Raw genomic sequence first — 18,520 nt, 5'->3', positions numbered from 1 at the left:
CCGGCGAGTTCTCTCCATGCGCACCCTCAAATTCAGTCACAAGATCATGCTGGCTGCTTCCCTGGTGGTCATCGCGGCTTTCGCGTCATTTGCCTTGTATAACGATTACCTGCAACGCAATGCGATCCGCGACAATCTGTCCAACTATCTGAACGACGTCGGAATCGTCTCCACTGGCAACATCCAGCACTGGCTCGATGGGCGCATGCAGTTGCTGGATAACCTCGCCGAATCTGTCCAGGACGACAGCTCGCCCGAACCACTGCGCCGCAACCTGCAGCATCGCAGCATCGCATCGGCCTTCCTTTATGCCTATTTCGGCCAGGCTGACGGCACCTATACCCAGTTCCCGGCCAGCGAGTTGCCTGCCGGTTACGATCCTCGTCAGCGTCCCTGGTACAAGAGTGCGGTGGGCAGCGGCGGGCCAGGCCTTACCGAGCCTTACCTGGCGGCCGATCCGCGTGACGGTCTGCTGATCACCATCACCCGACCGGTCAGCGTTGGCGGTGCCCTGCAGGGTGTGGTCGGCGGCGACCTGAAATTGCAGACGGTTGATGACATCCTCAATTCCTTCGATCTCGGCGGCATGGGCTACGCCTTCCTGGTCGACGAGAAGGGCACGGTGCTGGTGCATCCCGACAAGAGCCTGGTGCTCAAGACCCTGGCGGACCTATTCCCCAGCGGTGCACCACGTCTGCAACCTGGCCTGCAGGATGCTTCGTCCATCGAGGGTAGCGCTCGTCTGGTCACCTTCCTGCCAGTGAAGGGGCTGTCGGGCGTGCGCTGGTACGTCGGTTTATCCGTCGATGAGGGCAAGGCGTTCGCCGCGCTCAGCGAGTTTCGCGTGTCTGCGCTGATGGTCACGATCATCGGCGTGGTTGCCATCCTGATCCTGCTTGGTGCGCTGATCCGTATCCTGCTGCGTCCGCTGCACGTGATGAGCCACGCCATGGGCGGCATCGCCGAAGGTGAGGGGGATCTGACCCAGCGCCTGACGATCGCCTCCGGCGACGAGTTCGGTGAGTTGGCGGGGGCCTTCAACCGCTTCGTCGAGCGTATTCACGAATCCATCCGCGAAGTGGCCTCGGCGACCCGCGAGGTGCATGCACGGGTCAGCACCGTGGTGCAGGCGTCCAATGCCTCCATGGGTAACTCCAGTGAACAGGCCGCGCGCACCGACAGCGTCGCCGCCGCGATCAACGAGCTCGGTGCAGCCGCCCAGGAGATCGCGCGCAATGCTGCCGATGCTTCCGTGCAGGCCAGTGATGCGCGCCGTGACGCCGAGGAAGGCCAGGGCATGGTGGAACGGACCCTGAGTTCGATGGGGGAGCTGTCGGAGAAGATCCAGGCTTCCGGTCGGCATATCGAACTGCTCAGCGAGAAGAGCAACGACATCGGCCAGATTCTCGATGTGATCAAGGGCATTTCCGAGCAGACCAACCTGCTGGCGCTCAACGCCGCCATCGAGGCGGCGCGTGCCGGTGAGGCCGGGCGAGGTTTTGCCGTGGTCGCCGATGAGGTGCGCAACCTGGCGCAGCGCACGCAGAGCTCGGCGCTGGAGATCCAGCAGATGATCGAGCAACTGCAGGCTGGAGCCCGTGACGCCGTGGCGACCATGGCCGAGAGTCGTCGCTTCAGTGACGACAGTGTGCGCATCGGTGGGCAGGCCGGCGAGAACCTGCGCGGGGTGACCCATCGCATCGGTGAAATCGACGGCATGAACCAGTCAGTGGCCACCGCCACCGAGGAGCAGACCTCGGTGATCGAGAGCCTGAACATGGACATCACCGAGATCAACACGCTGAACCAGGATGGCGTGCGCAACCTGCAGTCCAGCCTCAGCGCCTGTACCGAGCTGGATCAGCAGGTCCGCCGCCTCAAGCAACTGGTGGACAGCTTCAGGATCTGACTCCGGTCCAGGGTGCGGCGCCCGCCGCATCCAGCTGCTCAGAAGGTGATCTGCGTCGTGCTCGGGGCACTTGGCTCGGCGAGCTTGGCGATGATCGCTTCCTGCAGGCGCGCGCAGAACTCGGGGTCGGACAGCGGCTGGCCTTTGTCGTCGGTAATGAAGAATACGTCTTCGACGCGCTCGCCGAGGGTGGCGATTTTGGCGTTCTGCAGCGACAGATCGTATTCGAGGAAGATGCGTCCGATCCGTGCCAGCAGGCCGGGGCGGTCCGGGGCGGTCAGCTCGAGGATGGTCACCGGCCGCTGCGCGTCGTTATGAATGGTCACCTGCGGGGCGAAGGCGAAGTGCTTGAGCTGGCGCGGTACCCGGCGCTGGATGATGGTCGGGTAGTCGTCGGGGTTCTTCAGTGCTTCGATCAGGCCGGCGCGGATCTGCTGGATTCGCGCCGGGTTGTCGCCGATCGAGCCACCGTCGGCATCCAGCACGACATACGTATCCAGGGTGAACTGGCTGGTGGAAGTGATGATCCGCGCGTCATGAATGTTCAGGTTGAGCTGGCTCATCGCCGCCACGGTCACGGCGAAGAAGTCATGCTGGTCCGGTGCGTAGATGAAGATCTGCGTACCGCCCTCGAATTCGCGCTGGGTGGTTTCCTTCATCAGTACCAGCGGGCCGCCATCGTTGGGATGCTGGAGAATGGCATCGGTATGCCAGGCCACGTCGCTGGCGGTGTGGCGCAGAAAGTAGTCGTCGCCGAGCTGGCTCCATAGCTGCTCGGCGTCGTCCGGGTCGGTACCGCCGCGCACCAGGATGTCCAGGGCGGCGCTCTGCGTCTGGCGAATCTGTTCTTCGCGATCCAGCGGGTTTTCCAGGCCGCGGCGCAGGGCGCGCTTGGTCTCGGTGTAGAGCTGACGCAGCAGGCTGGCGCGCCAGGAATTCCACAGGCTGGGGTTGGTGGCGTTGATGTCGGCCACGGTCAGCACGTAGAGGTAATCCAGGTGCGTCTGGTCGCCAACGAACTGGGCGAAATCGTGGATCACCTGCGGGTCGGAGAGGTCCTTGCGTTGCGCGGTGGTGGACATCACCAGGTGATGCTGCACCAGCCAGACGATCAGTGCGCCGTCCCAGGCCGGTAGATGATGGCGGCGGGCGAAGGCTTCGGCATCCACCGCGCCGAGTTCGGAGTGATCGCCGCCGCGGCCCTTGCCGATATCGTGGTAGAGGCCGGCGAGGTAGATCAGCTCCGGCTTGGGCAGCTTTTCGATCAGCTTGCTGGCCAGCGGAAATTTCTCCGCCAGCTCCGGCCAGCGGAACTTGCGCAGGTGCTTGATCAAATTGAGAGTGTGCGCATCGACCGTATAGATGTGGAACAGGTCGTGCTGCATCTGCCCGACGATATGGCCGAACTCCGGCAGGTAGCGGCCGAGAATGCCGTAGCGGTTCATCCGCCGCAGGTTGCGGTGAATACCTTCCTTGCACTTGAACAGTTCGATGAACAGGCTGGTGTTGCGAATGTCCTTGCGGAACTCGTCATCGATCAGGTGGCGGCTGTCACGTAGCAGGCGGATGCTGTCGGCGCGTACGCCCTTGATCTCCGGGTGCTGCGCCATCAGCACGAAGATTTCGATGATGGCGAACGGCGTGCGTTTGAAGACGTTCGGGTGGGTGACCTCGATGTAGCGGTCGCGCACTTGGAAGCGACTGTTCAAGGGCGTTGCCGGGCCACTTTCGCCGGCACGCAGGATGACTTCCTCGAAGTGCTGGTTGATCAGATCCGACAGTTCGGAGATGGCCATCACCACGCGGTAGTACTTCTGCATGAAGTGTTCGATGCTGCGCTTGCCGTCGCCGTCCTGATAGCCGAACAGAGCGGCGATCTTCGCCTGGTAATCGAACAGCAGGCGGTCTTCGGCGCGCCCGGCCAGCATGTGCAGGGCGTAGCGCACCTTCCACAGGAACTCCTGGCTGGAGGAGAGCAGGGCGTATTCGCTCTCCAGCAGAAAGCCCTGGCCGACCAGGGCTTGCAGATTGAGGGTGTCGAACTGGCGGCGGGCCACCCACAACACGGTCTGGATGTCGCGCAGGCCGCCGGGCGAGCCCTTGACGTTGGGCTCGAGGTTGTATTCGGTGTCGTTGTACTTGGCGTGGCGCGCTCTGCGCTCGTCGCGCTTGGCCTGGTAGAAGTGCTTGCTCGGCCACATCTGCTCTGTGCTGGTGACCTGCTGCATGCGCTGGCGCAGGCGTTCCGGGCCAGCAATGGTGCGGCTTTCCATCAGGTTGGTGATCACCGTCAGGTCGGCGCGCGCTTCTTCGGCGCATTCATCCACCGAGCGCACGCTCTGGCCGACTTCCAGGCCAATATCCCAAAGCAGGGTGAGGAAGCCTTCGATGGGCTCGCGGAACACCTCGTGATCGTCGCTGCCGAGCAGGATCAGCAGGTCGATATCCGAGTAGGGGTGCAGTTCGCCGCGGCCGTAACCACCGACGGCGAGCAGGGCGATATCGGCGTCCTCGCTCCAGGCGAAGCGCTTCCATGCCTCCTGCAGGATCTGGTCGACGAACCAGGCGCGATCCTCGACCAGGCGGCGAATGTCGCGACCCTCGCGAAAGCGCGCATCAAGGACTTCACGCGCGCTGCGGATGGCCTTCTTGAATGCAGCGATGGGGCTGGACTTGAGCGCCAGCTCGGCCTGGAACTGACCTCGGTCAAACAGTTCGGGGTCCATCTGCGGCATGCAATTGCCTTCCTTTATATAGGGCATAGGGTGCGACTTGCGCACCGTTGCGGTTGTGTTTCAGGCGGACGTGCGCGGCAGAGTGTCGTCACTGCGCAGGGTCAGGATCTCGTAGCCATCGGCGGTGACCAGCACGGTATGTTCCCACTGTGCGGAAAGCTTGCGGTCCTTGGTGATCGCAGTCCAGCCGTCGCCGAGCAGGCGGGTTTCCGCGCGACCCTGGTTGATCATCGGTTCGATGGTGAAGGTCATGCCTTCCTTGAGCTCCATACCGGTGCCGGCCTTGCCGTAGTGCAGCACCTGCGGCTCCTCATGGAACACGGCGCCGATGCCATGGCCGCAGTATTCGCGGACCACGGAGAAACCGTTCTTCTCGGCATGCTTCTGGATCACTTCGCCAATATCGCCCAGGCGTGCGCCCGGCTTGACCAGTTCGATGCCTTTATACATGCATTCCTGAGTGACCTTGGCCAGACGCTCGGCCCATTCGGCGACCTTGCCGACCATGAACATCTTGCTGGTATCGCCGTGGTAGCCATCCTTGATCACGGTGATGTCGATGTTCAGTACGTCGCCATCCTTCAACGGCTTGTCGTTGGGAATGCCATGGCACACCACGTGGTTGATCGAGGTGCAGATCGACTTTGGGAAGCCCTTGTAGTTGAGCGGGGCGGGGATGGCCTGCTGTACGTTGACGATATAGTCGTGGCAGAGGCGGTCCAGCTCTTCGGTGGTCACGCCCGGCTTGACGTGCTCGCCGATCATCTCCAGCACTTCGGCGGCCAGGCGGCCGGCCACGCGCATTTTCTCGATTTCTTCGGCGGATTTGATGGTGACGGTCATATGAAGCTCTCGGGCGCGTACGGAAAAGGGGAGTATCTTAGCAGCTACGAGGCGCAAGCCCCAAAAGGCAGCTGCAAGCCTCAAACTACAAGCCGCAAGCTGAGCGCGGTGGTCGCCGGTGCAGGGGGTTCGCCTCTACTTGCAGCCTGAATCCTGTAGCTTGCGGCTGCTTTGTGTGGTATAAAACGCGCCGCTTTACGGGCACTACGTCCGAAAGCCTAAACCCACACACGTATCGACACGGTTTCCTGGGTGCCTTTCGACAAGTTCGAGGGTTGGAAACTGGGATGCGTGGAGGCCTAACCCGACTTATCAAGGAACTATCATGTCCCAAGTCAACATGCGCGATATGCTGAAGGCCGGTGTGCACTTCGGCCACCAGACCCGTTACTGGAACCCGAAAATGGGCAAGTACATTTTCGGCGCGCGCAACAAGATTCACATCATCAACCTCGAAAAAACCCTGCCGATGTTCAACGAAGCCCAGGCTTTCGTTGAGAAGCTGGCTGCTGGCAAGAACAAGATCCTGTTCGTCGGCACCAAGCGTTCCGCTGGCAAGATCGTTCGCGAAGAAGCTGCTCGTTGCGGCTCGCCGTTCGTCGATCACCGCTGGCTGGGCGGCATGCTGACCAACTACAAGACCATCCGTGCTTCGATCAAGCGCCTGCGCGAGCTGGAAACCCAGTCCCAGGACGGCACCTTCGCCAAGCTGACCAAGAAAGAAGCCCTGATGCGTTCCCGTGATCTGGAAAAACTGGATCGCAGCCTGGGTGGTATCAAGGACATGGGCGGTCTGCCGGACGCTCTGTTCGTGATCGACGTTGACCACGAGCGCATCGCTATCACCGAAGCCAACAAGCTGGGCATCCCGGTCATCGGCATCGTCGATACCAACAGCAGCCCGGAAGGCGTTGACTACATCATCCCGGGTAACGACGACGCCATCCGCGCCATCCAGCTGTACATGGGTGCCATGGCTGACGCCGTGATCCGTGGTCGCAGCAACGCTGGCGGCGCGACTGAGGAGTTCGTCGAAGAAGCCGCAGTCGAGAGCGCCGAAGGCTAAGCGGTAACGCCAAGCATTTAGCGTTATGCGCTGTGCAAGAAGGGGGCTAGGCCCCCTTTTTGCCACTCAAAGATTTGATTTGGTTGAAGACCTACCGAGAGGATTTTCAAGATGGCAGAGATTACTGCGGCCCTGGTTAAAGAACTGCGCGAGCGTACCGGCCAAGGCATGATGGAATGCAAGAAGGCCCTGGTTGCCGCTGGTGGCGACATCGAGAAAGCCATTGATGACATGCGCGCTTCCGGCGCCATCAAGGCTGCCAAGAAGGCCGGCAACATCGCCGCCGAAGGCTCCATCGCCGTTCGCGTCGAAGGTGGTCGTGGCCTGATCATCGAAGTCAACTCGCAGACCGACTTCCTGGCTCTGCAGGATGACTTCAAAGGTTTCGTCAAGGAAAGCCTGGATGAAGCCTTCGAGAAGAACCTGACCGACGCTGCTCCGCTGATCGCCTCGCGCGAATCGGCTCGTGAAGCCCTGGTTGCCAAGTGCGGCGAGAACGTCAACATCCGTCGTCTGACCGCCGTTTCCGGCGAAACCGTTGGTGCCTACCTGCACGGCCACCGCATCGGCGTTCTGGTCGTCCTGAAAGGCGGCAACGACGAACTGGCCAAGCACGTTGCCATGCACGTTGCAGCTTCCAACCCGGCCGTCGTTTCGCCGGACCAGGTTTCCGAGGAGCTGGTTGCCAAGGAAAAGGAAATCTTCCTGCAGCTGAACGCCGAGAAGATCGCCGGCAAGCCGGAAAACATCGTCGAGAACATGGTCAAAGGCCGTATCGCCAAGTTCCTGGCCGAAGCCAGTCTGGTCGAGCAAGCCTTCATCATGGACCCGGAAGTCAAGGTCGGTGACCTGGTCAAGAAAGCCGGTGCCGAAGTCGTTTCCTTCGTTCGTTACGAAGTGGGCGAGGGTATCGAGAAGGCCGAGACCGACTTCGCTGCCGAAGTCGCCGCTCAGGTTGCTGCCAGCAAGCAGTAATCGGCGGTTAGGCCAGTTGTCCCAGAGAGGCTGCCCGCTTGCGCGTGCAGCCTCTTTGCCGAATTAGGGGCGACAAATGTACAGGCGGCCGTGCAACCTACGGTCGTCGGCACGTTCGAAGTGCCGGATGATTGCAGCGCCCAGGCGCGTTGCTCAAGAATTTCATATCGCCGCAGGAGAGACTTGCAATGGCTCAGCAGACCACTGGTCGCCAACCTCGCTACAAACGCATTCTGCTCAAACTTAGCGGCGAAGCCCTGATGGGCTCGGAAGATTTCGGCATCGATCCCAAAGTGCTCGATCGCATGGCGCTGGAAGTTGGCCAACTGGTCGGCATCGGTGTGCAGGTCGGCCTGGTGATCGGTGGCGGCAACCTGTTCCGCGGTGCGGCGCTGTCCGCTGCCGGCATGGATCGCGTCACCGGTGACCACATGGGCATGCTGGCGACCGTGATGAATGCGCTGGCCATGCGTGATGCGCTGGAGCGCTCGAACATCCCGGCCATCGTCATGTCGGCGATCTCCATGGTCGGCGTCACCGATCATTACGACCGCCGCAAAGCCATGCGCCACCTGAAGACCGGCGAAGTGGTGATCTTCGCCGCGGGCACCGGCAATCCGTTCTTCACCACCGATTCGGCTGCCTGCCTGCGCGCCATCGAGATCGATGCCGACGTGGTTCTGAAGGCGACCAAGGTCGATGGCGTGTACACTGCCGACCCGTTCAAGGACCCGCATGCCGAGAAGTTCGAGCGTCTGACCTATGACGAGGTGCTCGACCGCAAGCTGGGCGTGATGGATCTGACCGCCATCTGCCTGTGCCGTGATCACACCATGCCGCTGCGGGTCTTCAACATGAACAAGCCCGGCGCCCTGCTGAACGTTGTAGTGGGTGGCGCTGAAGGAACCCTGATCGAGGAGGATGCACAATGATCAACGACATCAAGAAAGACGCTCAGGAACGCATGAGCAAGTCCCTGGAGGCACTGGGTCGCAACCTGGCTTCCATTCGTACCGGTCGTGCCCATCCGAGCATTCTCGATAGCATCAAGGTCCCGGCCTGGGGCAGCGACATGCCGCTCAATCAGGTCGCTGCGATCACCGTCGAGGATGCGCGTACCCTGAAGATCGTCGCGCACGACAAGAATCTCGGTGCCGCCATCGAGAAGGCCGTCCTGACTTCCGACCTGGGCCTGAATCCGAGCAGCGCCGGCACCACCATCCGTGTGCCGATGCCCGCCCTGACCGAGGAAACCCGCAAGGGCTACACCAAGCAGGCGCGTGGCGTTGCCGAGGATGCCAAGGTTGCGGTGCGCAACGTGCGTCGCGATGCCCTGGCCGAGCTGAAGAAGCTGTCCAAGGCCAAGGAAATCAGCGAAGACGAAGAGCGCCGCGCTGCTGACGAGCTGCAGAAGATCACTGACAAGTTCATCGGTGACGTGGACAAGGCGCTCGAGGTCAAGGAAGCGGACCTGATGGCCGTTTGACGGCTGGGCGCCCACACATGGACAAGAACAACCAGGGGGCGGTGCCAAGGCATGTCGCCATCATCATGGATGGCAACAACCGCTGGGCGAAGAAGCGCCTTTTGCCGGGTGTGGCGGGGCACAAGGCCGGGGTCGACGCGGTTCGCGCGGTGATCGAGGTCTGTGCCGAGTCGGGTGTCGAGGTGCTGACCCTGTTCGCTTTTTCCAGCGAGAACTGGCAGCGCCCGGCCGAAGAAGTCGGTGCGCTGATGGAGCTGTTCCTCGGCGCGCTGCGCCGTGAGGCCAAGCGTCTGTTGGATAACGACATCGGCCTGCGCATCATCGGCGACCGCTCGCGCTTCCATCCTGAGTTGCAGGCTGCCATGCGCGAAGCGGAGCTGCTGACTGCCGGCAATCGTCGCTTCACCTTGCAGATCGCTGCCAATTACGGCGGTCAGTGGGATATTGCCCAGGCCGCTCAGCGCCTGGCGCGTGAGGTGCAGGCGGGGCATTTGCAAGCCGAAGACATTACCCCGCAATTGCTCCAGGGCTGTCTGGCAACCGGTGACCTGCCCTTGCCCGACCTGTGCATTCGCACGGGGGGAGAGCACCGCATCAGCAATTTCCTTCTCTGGCAGTTGGCCTACAGTGAACTGTACTTCTCCGACCTTTACTGGCCGGATTTCAAGCACGAGGCCATGCGCAAGGCGCTGGCCGATTTCGCTACCCGCCAGCGTCGCTTCGGCAAGACCAGCGAGCAGGTGGAAGCTGAGGCACGCTCCTAATGCTCAAACAACGAATCATCACGGCGCTGGTACTGCTGCCCATTGCTCTGGGCGGTTTCTTCCTGCTCGAAGGTGGCGCCTTCGCGCTGTTCATTGGGGCAGTGGTCACCCTGGGTGCGTGGGAGTGGGCGCGGCTGGCGGGGTTCGATGCGCAGTCGCTGCGCGTGGCTTATGCTGCGGCGGTGGCTGTGTTGCTCGGCTTGCTGTATCTGGTCCCGGCCGTCGCGCCGATGCTTTTGCTGGTGGCGGTGCTGTGGTGGCTGGTGGCGACCATGCTGGTGCTGAGCTATCCCGATAGCAGTCGTTACTGGGGCGGTGTACCGGGCCGTTTGCTGATCGGCCTGTTGATTCTCCTGCCGGCATGGCAGGGGTTGGTTCTGCTCAAGCAGTGGCCGCAGGCCAATGCGCTGATCATCGCGGTGATGGTGCTGGTTTGGGGCGCTGATATCGGTGCCTATTTCTCCGGCAAGACCTTCGGCAAGCGCAAGCTGGCGCCCAGGGTCAGCCCGGGCAAGAGCTGGGAAGGGTTGTATGGCGGCCTCGCTGCTAGTCTGCTGATCACCCTGCTGGTCGGGCTGCAGCAAGGCTGGTCCGGCACGGGGCTGTTGCTGGCCATGGCCGGCGCTGCCGTGGTGGTGCTGATTTCCGTGGTTGGCGACCTGACCGAAAGCATGTTCAAGCGCCAATCCGGGATCAAGGACAGCAGTAATCTGCTGCCAGGCCACGGTGGCGTGCTGGATCGTATCGACAGTCTTACCGCAGCGATTCCCGTATTCGCCACATTGCTCTGGCTGGCCGGCTGGGGCTCGTTGTGAGTGCAGTGCAACAGGTCACGGTGCTGGGCGCGACCGGCTCCATCGGTCTCAGCACGCTGGATGTGATCGCTCGTCATCCCGAGCGTTACCAGGTATTCGCCCTTACCGGTTATTCCCGCCTGGCGGAGCTGCAGGCGCTCTGTGTGCGCCATAACCCGCGCTACGCCGTGGTGCCTGATGCCGATTCGGCGCTCGAGCTGCAGAACCGTTTGCGTGTCGCCGGACTGGCGACCGAAGTGCTGATCGGCGAGGAGGGGTTGTGCGCGGTATCCGCCGATGCGGCCGTCGATTGCGTGATGGCTGCCATCGTCGGTGCTGCCGGGCTCAAGCCGACGCTTGCGGCCGTGCAGGCCGGCAAGAAGGTACTGCTGGCCAACAAGGAGGCGCTGGTGATGTCCGGCGCCTTGTTCATGCAGGCCGTCAAGCAGAGCGGGGCGGTTCTTCTGCCGATCGACAGCGAGCACAACGCCATTTTCCAGTGCCTGCCAGGTGATTATTCGCGCGGCCTGCAGGCAGTCGGTGTGCGCCGCGTGCTGCTGACGGCCTCCGGCGGACCTTTCCGCGAAACGCCCCTGGTCGAGCTGGAGCACGTCACGCCCGAGCAAGCTTGTGCACATCCGAACTGGTCGATGGGGCGCAAGATTTCGGTCGATTCGGCGAGCATGATGAACAAGGGCCTGGAGATGATCGAGGCCTGCTGGTTGTTCGACGCGCGTCCCGAACAGATCGAGGTGGTTATCCACCGGCAGAGCGTGATTCATTCTCTGGTCGATTACGTTGATGGTTCGGTCCTGGCCCAGCTCGGCAACCCGGACATGCGCACGCCTATCGCCCATGCCCTGGCATGGCCGGAGCGTATCGATTCGGGAGTGTCTGCTCTGGATCTGTTCGCCGTCGGTCGCCTGGATTTCGAGCGCCCTGACGAGCAGCGTTTTCCCTGCCTGCGTCTGGCGCGCGAGGCGGCGCAGACCGGCGGCAGTGCGCCGGCGACGCTCAATGCGGTCAACGAGGTGGCGGTCGAGGCGTTCCTGCAGCGACGCATCCGTTTCGTCGATATCGCGGGTATGATTGAGTCCGTGCTGAACGCGCAACCGGTCAGGGCTGTCGAAGCGCTCGACGCGGTATTCGAAGCCGACGCCCGGGCGCGTGAGTTGGCCGCGCAGTGGCTGGCCGCTCGTTGAGCCGGCGATCATCCGGCATGCATCAGAACCTGAGCGGCCCCGTAGGGCTGGAGAAGTGAAATGAGTGGGCTGTATATGCTGGTTGGCACCCTGATCGCGCTGGGTGTCCTGGTGACCTTTCACGAGTATGGGCACTTCTGGGTGGCCCGGCGCTGCGGCGTCAAGGTTCTGCGTTTCTCCGTCGGCTTCGGCACGCCACTTGTGCGCTGGCATGATCGCCACGGCACCGAATTCGTCATTGCCGCCATTCCCCTGGGCGGCTACGTCAAGATGCTCGATGAGCGCGAGGGCGATGTGCCGCCCGAGCTTGTCGAGCAGTCCTTCAATCGCAAGAGCGTACGCCAGCGTATCGCTATCGTCGCTGCCGGCCCGCTGGCCAATTTCCTGCTGGCGATGCTGTTCTTCTGGTTCGTCGCCATGCTCGGCAGTCAGCAGGTGCGCCCCGTCATCGGTGCGGTGCAGCCGGACAGCCTGGCGGAGGCTGCCGGGCTGCGTGCAGGGCAGGAGATCGTCGCGGTCGACGGTGAGGCCACCAATGGCTGGGCGGCGGTCAACCTGCAACTGGTGCGGCGTCTGGGTGAAAGCGGCGCGCTCGACCTGCGTGTGACCGAGTCGGGCTCCACGGTCGAAACGCCCAAGCAGGTGCAACTGGACAACTGGCTGCGTGGTGTCGATGAACCGGACCCGATCGGTTCGCTGGGTATTCGCCCATGGCGTCCGGTGCTGGAGCCTGTGCTGGCTGAAGTCGATTCCAAAGGGCCGGCTTATGCTGCCGGCCTGCAGCCGGGTGATCGCCTGCTGGCGCTCGATGATCAAGCGCTGGCCGATTGGCAGGATCTGGTCGATCGCGTGCGGGCGCTGCCGGGCGAGACGGTCGCGCTGCGTTTCGAGCGCGATGGCCAGGAGAGGGATGTGCAGCTGACTCTGGCGTCGCGAGGCGAGGGCGAGGCCCGCAGTGGCTACCTGGGCGCGGGCGTTCAGGGCGTTGAATGGCCTGCCGAGATGCTCCGCGAGGTGCGTTACGGTCCGCTCAAAGGTGTCGCCGAGGGCATGCGTCAGACCTGGGCAATGAGCCTGTTGACCCTCGATTCGCTGAAGAAAATGCTGTTCGGAGAGCTCTCGGTAAAAAACTTGAGTGGGCCGATAACCATTGCTAAAGTGGCGGGCGCTTCAGCTGAGTCAGGGCTGGGGGATTTCCTGAAATTCCTTGCATATCTGAGCATTAGCCTGGGAGTTCTCAATCTGCTGCCCATTCCCGTGCTGGATGGTGGGCATCTGCTGTTTTATCTGGTCGAGTGGGTGCGTGGTCGCCCCTTGTCTGAGCGGGTTCAGGGTTGGGGGATGCAGATCGGCATCAGTCTGGTCATCGGGGTCATGCTGCTCGCCCTGGTCAACGACCTCAGCCGCCTGTGAGCATTGCTGAATACGCTCTTGAGATTTAAAAGAAGTGTCGCTTAAGCGGCAGTTTTTATCGTCAGTTGGAATAAGAAAGGACTTCATGAAACGTCTGCTGCTACCTGCGGTACTGTCCGCATTGATGATCGCCGAAGTTCACGCCGAGTCCTTCACCATCTCCGATATTCGCGTCAATGGCTTGCAGCGGGTGTCCGCCGGCAGCGTGTTCGGCGCACTGCCCCTCAACGTGGGCGAGTCCGTCGATGATCGCCAGTTGGTGGATGCCACTCGCTCGCTGTTCCGTACCGGCTTCTTCCAGGACATCCAGCTTGGTCGCGATGGCGACGTGCTGGTCGTTACCGTGGTCGAACGTCCTTCCATTTCCGGTATTGAGATCGAAGGCAACAAGGCCATCACCACCGAAGATCTGCTCAAGGGCCTGAACCAGTCCGGTCTGGCCGAGGGCGAGATTTTCCAGCGCGCCACACTCGAAGGCGTGCGTAACGAACTGCAGCGCCAGTACGTCGCCCAGGGCCGCTACTCGGCCGAGATCGAGGCCGAAGTGATTCCGCAGCCGCGTAACCGCGTGGCGCTGAAGATCACCATCAACGAAGGCACCGTAGCGGCCATCTCCCACATCAACGTGGTCGGCAACACCGTGTTCTCCGATGAGGATCTGGTCGACCTGTTCGAGCTGAAAACCACCAACTGGCTGTCTTTCTTCAAGAACGACGACAAGTACGCCCGCGAAAAACTGTCCGGTGACCTGGAGCGTCTGCGCTCTTACTACCTGGACCGCGGCTATATCAACATGGATATCAGCTCGACCCAGGTATCCATCACGCCGGACAAGAAACACGTCTATATCACCGTCAACGTCGAAGAGGGCGAAAAGTACAGCGTCCGCGACGTGAAGCTGTCCGGTGACCTCAAGGTTCCGGAAGAAGATGTGCGCGCATTGCTGCTGGTCAAGGAAGGGCAGGTCTTCTCGCGCAAGATCATGACCACCACCAGCGAGCTGATCACCCGTCGTCTGGGTAACGAGGGTTACACCTTCGCCAACGTCAATGGTGTGCCGGAAGCGCACGACGAGGACAACACCGTCTCGATCACCTTCTTCGTCGATCCAGGCAAGCGTGCCTACGTCAACCGCATCAACTTCCGTGGCAATACCAAGTCCGAAGACGAAGTGCTGCGCCGCGAAATGCGCCAGATGGAAGGTGGCTGGGCTTCGACCTACCTGATCGACCAGTCCAAGGTGCGCCTCGAGCGCCTGGGCTTCTTCAAGGAAGTCAATGTCGAAACCCCGCAGGTACCGGGCACCGACGACCAGATCGACGTCAACTACAGCGTCGAAGAGCAGCCGTCCGGTTCCATTACCGCCAGCGTCGGCTTTGCCCAGAATGCCGGTCTGATCCTGGGTGGTTCGATCAGCCAGAACAACTTCCTCGGTACCGGTAACCGCGTCAGCATCGGCCTGACCCGCAGTGAATACCAGACCCGTTACAGCTTTGGCTTCGTTGACCCCTACTGGACCGTCGACGGCGTCAGCCTGGGTTACAACGCCTTCTACCGTACCACCGACTACGATGAGCTCGATGTCGACGTATCCAGCTACTCGGTGGACAGCCTGGGTGCCGGTATCAACATCGGCTACCCGATCAGTGAGACCTCGCGCCTGACCTACGGCCTGACCGTGCAGCAGGACAGCATCGACACCGGTCGTTACACCGTCGACGAAATCTTCGATTTCATCGACGCTGAGGGTGACAACTACCTGAACTTCAAGGGCTCCATCGGCTGGTCCGAGTCGACCCTGAACCGTGGCGTGCTGGCCAACCGTGGCCACTCGCAGAGCCTGGTGCTGGAGACCACCCTGCCGGGTAGCGACCTGTCGTTCTACAAACTCGACTACCGTGGCCAGGTGTTCACCCCGATCAGCGACAACTACACCCTGCGCTTCCACACTCAACTGGGTTATGGCGACAGCTACGGTAGCACCGCGGAATTGCCGTTCTACGAGCACTACTACGCGGGTGGTTTCAACTCGGTGCGGGGCTTCGAGGACAGCAGCCTGGGTCCGCGCAGTACGCCGAGTCGTGGCGCGGGCAACCCAGGGGGGAAACCAGGAACCCTGCGTGACCCGGATCAGGATCCGCTGCCCTTTGGTGGTAACGTTCTCGTCCAGGGCGGTGTCGAGATGCTCTTCCCGTTGCCGTTCGTCAAGGATCAGCGCTCGCTGCGCACCGCGCTGTTCTGGGATGTGGGTAACGTCTTCGACACCAACTGCTCGTCCAGTCAAAAGAAGCTCAGCGACAGTTGCGATGTCGATTTCAGCAATCTGGCCAGCTCCGTGGGTGTCGGCCTGACCTGGATCACTGCACTGGGCCCGCTGAGTTTCAGCCTGGCCATGCCGATCAAGAAGCCGGATGATGCCGATACTCAGGTATTCCAGTTCTCCCTGGGCCAGACCTTCTAAAAGTCATTCACCGAAAGCCAACAGTTTTGTTGCAGGAGTGCATTGTGCGTAAGTTGACTCAACTGGTTCTGTTCACCGCCGCCCTGATCGCCACTCCGGCGTTCGCCGAGATGAAGGTGGCCGTGCTGAACTATCAGATGGCGCTGCTTGAGTCGGATGCGGCCAAGCGCTACGCGGTCGATGCCGAGAAGAAGTTCGGCCCGCAGCTGAACAAGCTCAAGACCCTGGAAAGCGATGCCAAGCGCATTCAGGATCGCATGGTCAAGGATGGCGAGAAGATGCAGCAGGCCGAGCGCGAGCGTCTCGAGCTCGAATTCAAGCAGAAGGCCCGTGACTTCCAGTTCCAGTCCAAGGAGCTGAACGAAGCCAAGGCCGTCGCTGACCGTGAAATGCTGGCCAAGCTCAAGCCGAACCTGGACAAGGCCGTCGAGGAAGTGATCAAGAACGGTAACTTCGACCTGGTGCTCGAGCGCGGCGCGGTGATCGATGTCAAGCCTCAGTACGACATCACTCGCCAAGTCATCGAGCGCATGAACCAGATGCGTTGAGCATGACTGTGACAGTTACTCTCGGCCAATTGGCCGAGCGCCTGGGCGCCACCTTGCGTGGCGCTGAAGCTAAGGTCATTACGGGCCTGGCCACCTTACAGGAGGCCAGGCCCGAACAGTTGAGCTTCCTGGCCAATGCCCAATACCGCAAGCACCTAGCGCAAACTCAGGCCGGCGCCGTGCTGCTGACCGCAGCCGATGCCGAAGGCTACGCTGGCGATGCCTTGATCGTTGCCAACCCGTATTTGGCTTACGCCCAGCTTTCCCACCTGTTCGACCGCAAGCCCAAGGCGGCCGCGGGCATTCATGCCACTGCGCACGTCGCCGACGACGCCGTTGTCGATTCGAGTGCCAGTATCGGTCCCTATGCGGTGATCGAGAGCGGTGCGCGTATCGGTGCTGAGGTCAGCATTGGTGCCCATTGCGTGGTCGGTGCTCGCAGCGTGATCGGTGATGGCGGCTGGCTTGCGCCGCGCGTGACGCTGTACCACGACGTGCAGATCGGCAAGCGTGTGGTGATCCAGTCCGGCGCGGTGATCGGTGGCGAGGGCTTCGGTTTCGCCAACGAGAAGGGCGTCTGGCAGAAGATCGCGCAGATCGGTGGGGTGACCATCGGCGATGACGTCGAGATCGGTGCCAATACCACGGTCGATCGCGGTGCGCTGTCCGACACCCTGATCGGCAATGGCGTGAAGCTGGATAACCAGATCATGATCGCGCACAACGTGCAGATCGGCGACAACACCGCCATGGCCGGCTGCTGCGGGATTTCCGGCAGCACCAAGATTGGCAGGAACTGCATGATCGCCGGTGGTGTGGGGATGGTCGGTCATATCGAGGTGTGCGACAACGTGTTCGTCACCGGGATGACCATGGTGACCCGCTCGATCACCGAGCCGGGCGCCTATTCTTCCGGTACCGCCATGCAACCAGCGGGCGAGTGGAAGAAGAGCGCAGCCCGTATTCGTCAGTTGGACGAGATGGCCAAGCGTCTGCGCGAGCTGGAAAAACAGCTGGCCGCCGTGACCCAGACGGCAAACGTCTCATCTGATGCCTGAGCACGGCGTGACCGTGCTCTTTTCTTTTCTTACAGGCTTAACCGGACATGATGGACATCAACGAAATTCGTGAATATTTGCCGCACCGCTATCCGTTCCTGCTGGTGGATCGTGTGGTGGACCTGGACGTCGAAGGCAAGCAGATTCGCGCCTATAAGAATGTCAGCATCAATGAGCCGTTCTTCAACGGTCACTTCCCCGAGCATCCGATTATGCCGGGCGTCCTGATCATCGAGGCCATGGCGCAGGCAGCCGGCATCCTCGGCTTCAAGATGATGGGTGTGAAGCCGGCCGACGGCACTCTTTATTACTTCGTCGGCTCCGACAAGCTGCGTTTCCGCTCGCCGGTGCTGCCGGGCGATCAGCTCACGCTGGAAGCTAAGTACCTGAGCGACCGCCGCAGCATCTGGAAATTCGAATGCCGTGCCACGGTCGATGGCAAGGAAGTCTGCTCCGCTGAAATCATCTGCGCGGAACGCAAGCTATGAGTTCGATTGACCCTCGCGCGATCATCGACCCCAGTGCCAGATTGGCCGACGACGTCGTCGTCGGCCCGTGGAGCATTGTCGGGCCCGATGTGGAAATCGGCGAGGGTACAGTCATCGGCCCGCACGTAGTGCTCAAGGGGCCGACCGTTATCGGCAAGCACAATCGCATCTATCAGTTTTCGTCGGTCGGTGAAGACACGCCAGACCTGAAATACAAGGGCGAGGCGACGCGCCTGGTGATCGGCGATCACAACACCATTCGTGAAGGCGTCACCATTCACCGGGGCACCGTGCAGGATCGTGGCGAAACCACCATCGGCGATCACAACCTGATCATGGCCTATGCTCACATCGGGCACGACAGCGTCATCGGCAATCACTGCATCCTGGTCAACAACACCGCGCTGGCTGGCCATGTTTGGGTCGAGGACTGGGCAATTCTGTCCGGTTACACCTTGGTGCACCAGTTCTGCCGCATCGGCGCACACAGCTTCTCCGGCATGGGCACTGCCATCGGCAAGGACGTACCGGCCTTCGTCACGGTGTTCGGTAACCCGGCCGAGGCGCGCAGCATGAATTTCGAAGGCATGCGCCGCCGTGGGTTCTCGGCCGAAGCCATCGCTGCATTGCGCAAGGCGTACAAGCTGGTCTATCGCCAGGGGTTGACGGTGGAGCTGGCGCTGAGCGAGCTGGCCGAGTCCGCTGCGCAGTTCCCCGAAGTGGCGATCTTCCGCGATTCCATCCAGGCCTCCACCCGCGGCATCACCCGCTGATTCCT

Annotated in this window: 16 protein-coding genes; 14 read left to right on the top strand and 2 right to left on the bottom strand. The window is 61.6% G+C overall.

Annotated features, from left to right (window positions below; genetic code table 11):
• Nucleotides 1-16 precede the first annotated feature (16 nt).
• Nucleotides 17-1,909 carry a methyl-accepting chemotaxis protein gene (locus P3C50_RS20335; protein ID WP_275547343.1) on the top strand — a complete coding sequence of 631 codons (1,893 nt, stop codon included), beginning with the start codon at nucleotides 17-19 and terminating at the stop codon, nucleotides 1,907-1,909.
• 38 nt (nucleotides 1,910-1,947) lie between these two features.
• On the opposite strand, the gene P3C50_RS20330 is transcribed toward P3C50_RS20335, so the two are convergent.
• Complete coding sequence (locus P3C50_RS20330; RefSeq protein ID WP_275547342.1) at nucleotides 1,948-4,644, bottom strand: [protein-PII] uridylyltransferase; 2,697 nt, start codon at nucleotides 4,642-4,644, stop codon at nucleotides 1,948-1,950.
• A gap of 60 nt (nucleotides 4,645-4,704) precedes the next feature.
• Nucleotides 4,705-5,487 carry a type I methionyl aminopeptidase gene (gene map / locus P3C50_RS20325; protein WP_275547341.1) on the bottom strand — a complete coding sequence of 261 codons (783 nt, stop codon included), beginning with the start codon at nucleotides 5,485-5,487 and terminating at the stop codon, nucleotides 4,705-4,707.
• A 325-nt stretch (nucleotides 5,488-5,812) separates the two neighbouring features.
• Here map and rpsB point away from each other — a divergent pair, with 325 nt between their 5' ends.
• The 13 genes from rpsB to lpxA all read left to right on the top strand — a co-directional run bounded on the left by rpsB (nucleotide 5,813) and on the right by lpxA (nucleotide 18,515).
• Nucleotides 5,813-6,553, top strand: a complete 741-nt coding sequence (gene rpsB / locus P3C50_RS20320) for a 30S ribosomal protein S2 (protein ID WP_275547340.1) — start codon at nucleotides 5,813-5,815, stop codon at nucleotides 6,551-6,553.
• A gap of 111 nt (nucleotides 6,554-6,664) precedes the next feature.
• Nucleotides 6,665-7,528, top strand: coding sequence for a translation elongation factor Ts (tsf, locus tag P3C50_RS20315; protein WP_275547339.1), 864 nt, complete (start codon nucleotides 6,665-6,667; stop codon nucleotides 7,526-7,528).
• A gap of 188 nt (nucleotides 7,529-7,716) precedes the next feature.
• Nucleotides 7,717-8,460, top strand: a complete 744-nt coding sequence (gene pyrH, locus P3C50_RS20310; protein ID WP_147809583.1) for a UMP kinase — start codon at nucleotides 7,717-7,719, stop codon at nucleotides 8,458-8,460.
• A complete protein-coding gene (gene frr, locus P3C50_RS20305) occupies nucleotides 8,457-9,014 on the top strand; it encodes a ribosome recycling factor (protein ID WP_275547338.1) in 558 nt (185 codons plus the stop codon). Before pyrH ends, frr begins: the two co-directional genes overlap by 4 nt.
• A gap of 17 nt (nucleotides 9,015-9,031) precedes the next feature.
• The gene (gene uppS, locus P3C50_RS20300; RefSeq protein WP_197857841.1) at nucleotides 9,032-9,778 is read left to right on the top strand and encodes a polyprenyl diphosphate synthase; all 747 of its coding nucleotides are present in this window, start codon (nucleotides 9,032-9,034) and stop codon (nucleotides 9,776-9,778) included.
• The gene (locus P3C50_RS20295; protein WP_275547337.1) at nucleotides 9,778-10,593 is read left to right on the top strand and encodes a phosphatidate cytidylyltransferase; all 816 of its coding nucleotides are present in this window, start codon (nucleotides 9,778-9,780) and stop codon (nucleotides 10,591-10,593) included. Before uppS ends, P3C50_RS20295 begins: the two co-directional genes overlap by 1 nt.
• Nucleotides 10,590-11,774: a 1-deoxy-D-xylulose-5-phosphate reductoisomerase gene (gene ispC, locus P3C50_RS20290; protein ID WP_275547336.1), complete on the top strand. Its 1,185-nt coding sequence runs from the start codon at nucleotides 10,590-10,592 to the stop codon at nucleotides 11,772-11,774. Before P3C50_RS20295 ends, ispC begins: the two co-directional genes overlap by 4 nt.
• A 60-nt stretch (nucleotides 11,775-11,834) precedes the next feature.
• The gene (gene rseP / locus P3C50_RS20285) at nucleotides 11,835-13,187 is read left to right on the top strand and encodes a sigma E protease regulator RseP (protein ID WP_275547335.1); all 1,353 of its coding nucleotides are present in this window, start codon (nucleotides 11,835-11,837) and stop codon (nucleotides 13,185-13,187) included.
• An 85-nt stretch (nucleotides 13,188-13,272) separates the two neighbouring features.
• A complete protein-coding gene (gene bamA / locus P3C50_RS20280; RefSeq protein ID WP_275547334.1) occupies nucleotides 13,273-15,648 on the top strand; it encodes an outer membrane protein assembly factor BamA in 2,376 nt (791 codons plus the stop codon).
• Between the two features lie 44 nt (nucleotides 15,649-15,692).
• On the top strand, nucleotides 15,693-16,196 hold the full coding sequence (locus P3C50_RS20275) for an OmpH family outer membrane protein (RefSeq protein ID WP_197857846.1): 504 nt from the start codon (nucleotides 15,693-15,695) through the stop codon (nucleotides 16,194-16,196).
• Entirely contained in the window at nucleotides 16,193-17,254 is a 1,062-nt protein-coding gene (lpxD, locus tag P3C50_RS20270) for a UDP-3-O-(3-hydroxymyristoyl)glucosamine N-acyltransferase (RefSeq protein ID WP_197857847.1), read from the top strand. The genes P3C50_RS20275 and lpxD overlap by 4 nt, the downstream gene beginning before the upstream one ends.
• Before the next feature lie 47 nt (nucleotides 17,255-17,301).
• Complete coding sequence (gene fabZ, locus P3C50_RS20265; protein WP_003244215.1) at nucleotides 17,302-17,742, top strand: 3-hydroxyacyl-ACP dehydratase FabZ; 441 nt, start codon at nucleotides 17,302-17,304, stop codon at nucleotides 17,740-17,742.
• On the top strand, nucleotides 17,739-18,515 hold the full coding sequence (gene lpxA, locus P3C50_RS20260) for an acyl-ACP--UDP-N-acetylglucosamine O-acyltransferase (RefSeq protein WP_275547333.1): 777 nt from the start codon (nucleotides 17,739-17,741) through the stop codon (nucleotides 18,513-18,515). Before fabZ ends, lpxA begins: the two co-directional genes overlap by 4 nt.
• Nucleotides 18,516-18,520: the final 5 nt, after the last annotated feature.

The sequence above is a fragment of the Pseudomonas sp. Marseille-Q0931 genome (assembly GCF_940789645.1).
Taxonomy (GTDB): domain Bacteria; phylum Pseudomonadota; class Gammaproteobacteria; order Pseudomonadales; family Pseudomonadaceae; genus Aquipseudomonas.
This window is presented reverse-complemented; position numbering and strand designations above follow the sequence as displayed.

Coding starts and splice junctions, on each gene's coding strand:
- P3C50_RS20335 (WP_275547343.1), top strand. CDS start 17: ATGCGCACCCTCAAATTCAGTCACAAGATCATGCTGGCTGCTTCCCTG.
- P3C50_RS20330 (WP_275547342.1), bottom strand. CDS start 4,644: ATGCCGCAGATGGACCCCGAACTGTTTGACCGAGGTCAGTTCCAGGCC.
- map (WP_275547341.1), bottom strand. CDS start 5,487: ATGACCGTCACCATCAAATCCGCCGAAGAAATCGAGAAAATGCGCGTG.
- rpsB (WP_275547340.1), top strand. CDS start 5,813: ATGTCCCAAGTCAACATGCGCGATATGCTGAAGGCCGGTGTGCACTTC.
- tsf (WP_275547339.1), top strand. CDS start 6,665: ATGGCAGAGATTACTGCGGCCCTGGTTAAAGAACTGCGCGAGCGTACC.
- pyrH (WP_147809583.1), top strand. CDS start 7,717: ATGGCTCAGCAGACCACTGGTCGCCAACCTCGCTACAAACGCATTCTG.
- frr (WP_275547338.1), top strand. CDS start 8,457: ATGATCAACGACATCAAGAAAGACGCTCAGGAACGCATGAGCAAGTCC.
- uppS (WP_197857841.1), top strand. CDS start 9,032: ATGGACAAGAACAACCAGGGGGCGGTGCCAAGGCATGTCGCCATCATC.
- P3C50_RS20295 (WP_275547337.1), top strand. CDS start 9,778: ATGCTCAAACAACGAATCATCACGGCGCTGGTACTGCTGCCCATTGCT.
- rseP (WP_275547335.1), top strand. CDS start 11,835: ATGAGTGGGCTGTATATGCTGGTTGGCACCCTGATCGCGCTGGGTGTC.
- bamA (WP_275547334.1), top strand. CDS start 13,273: ATGAAACGTCTGCTGCTACCTGCGGTACTGTCCGCATTGATGATCGCC.
- fabZ (WP_003244215.1), top strand. CDS start 17,302: ATGATGGACATCAACGAAATTCGTGAATATTTGCCGCACCGCTATCCG.
- lpxA (WP_275547333.1), top strand. CDS start 17,739: ATGAGTTCGATTGACCCTCGCGCGATCATCGACCCCAGTGCCAGATTG.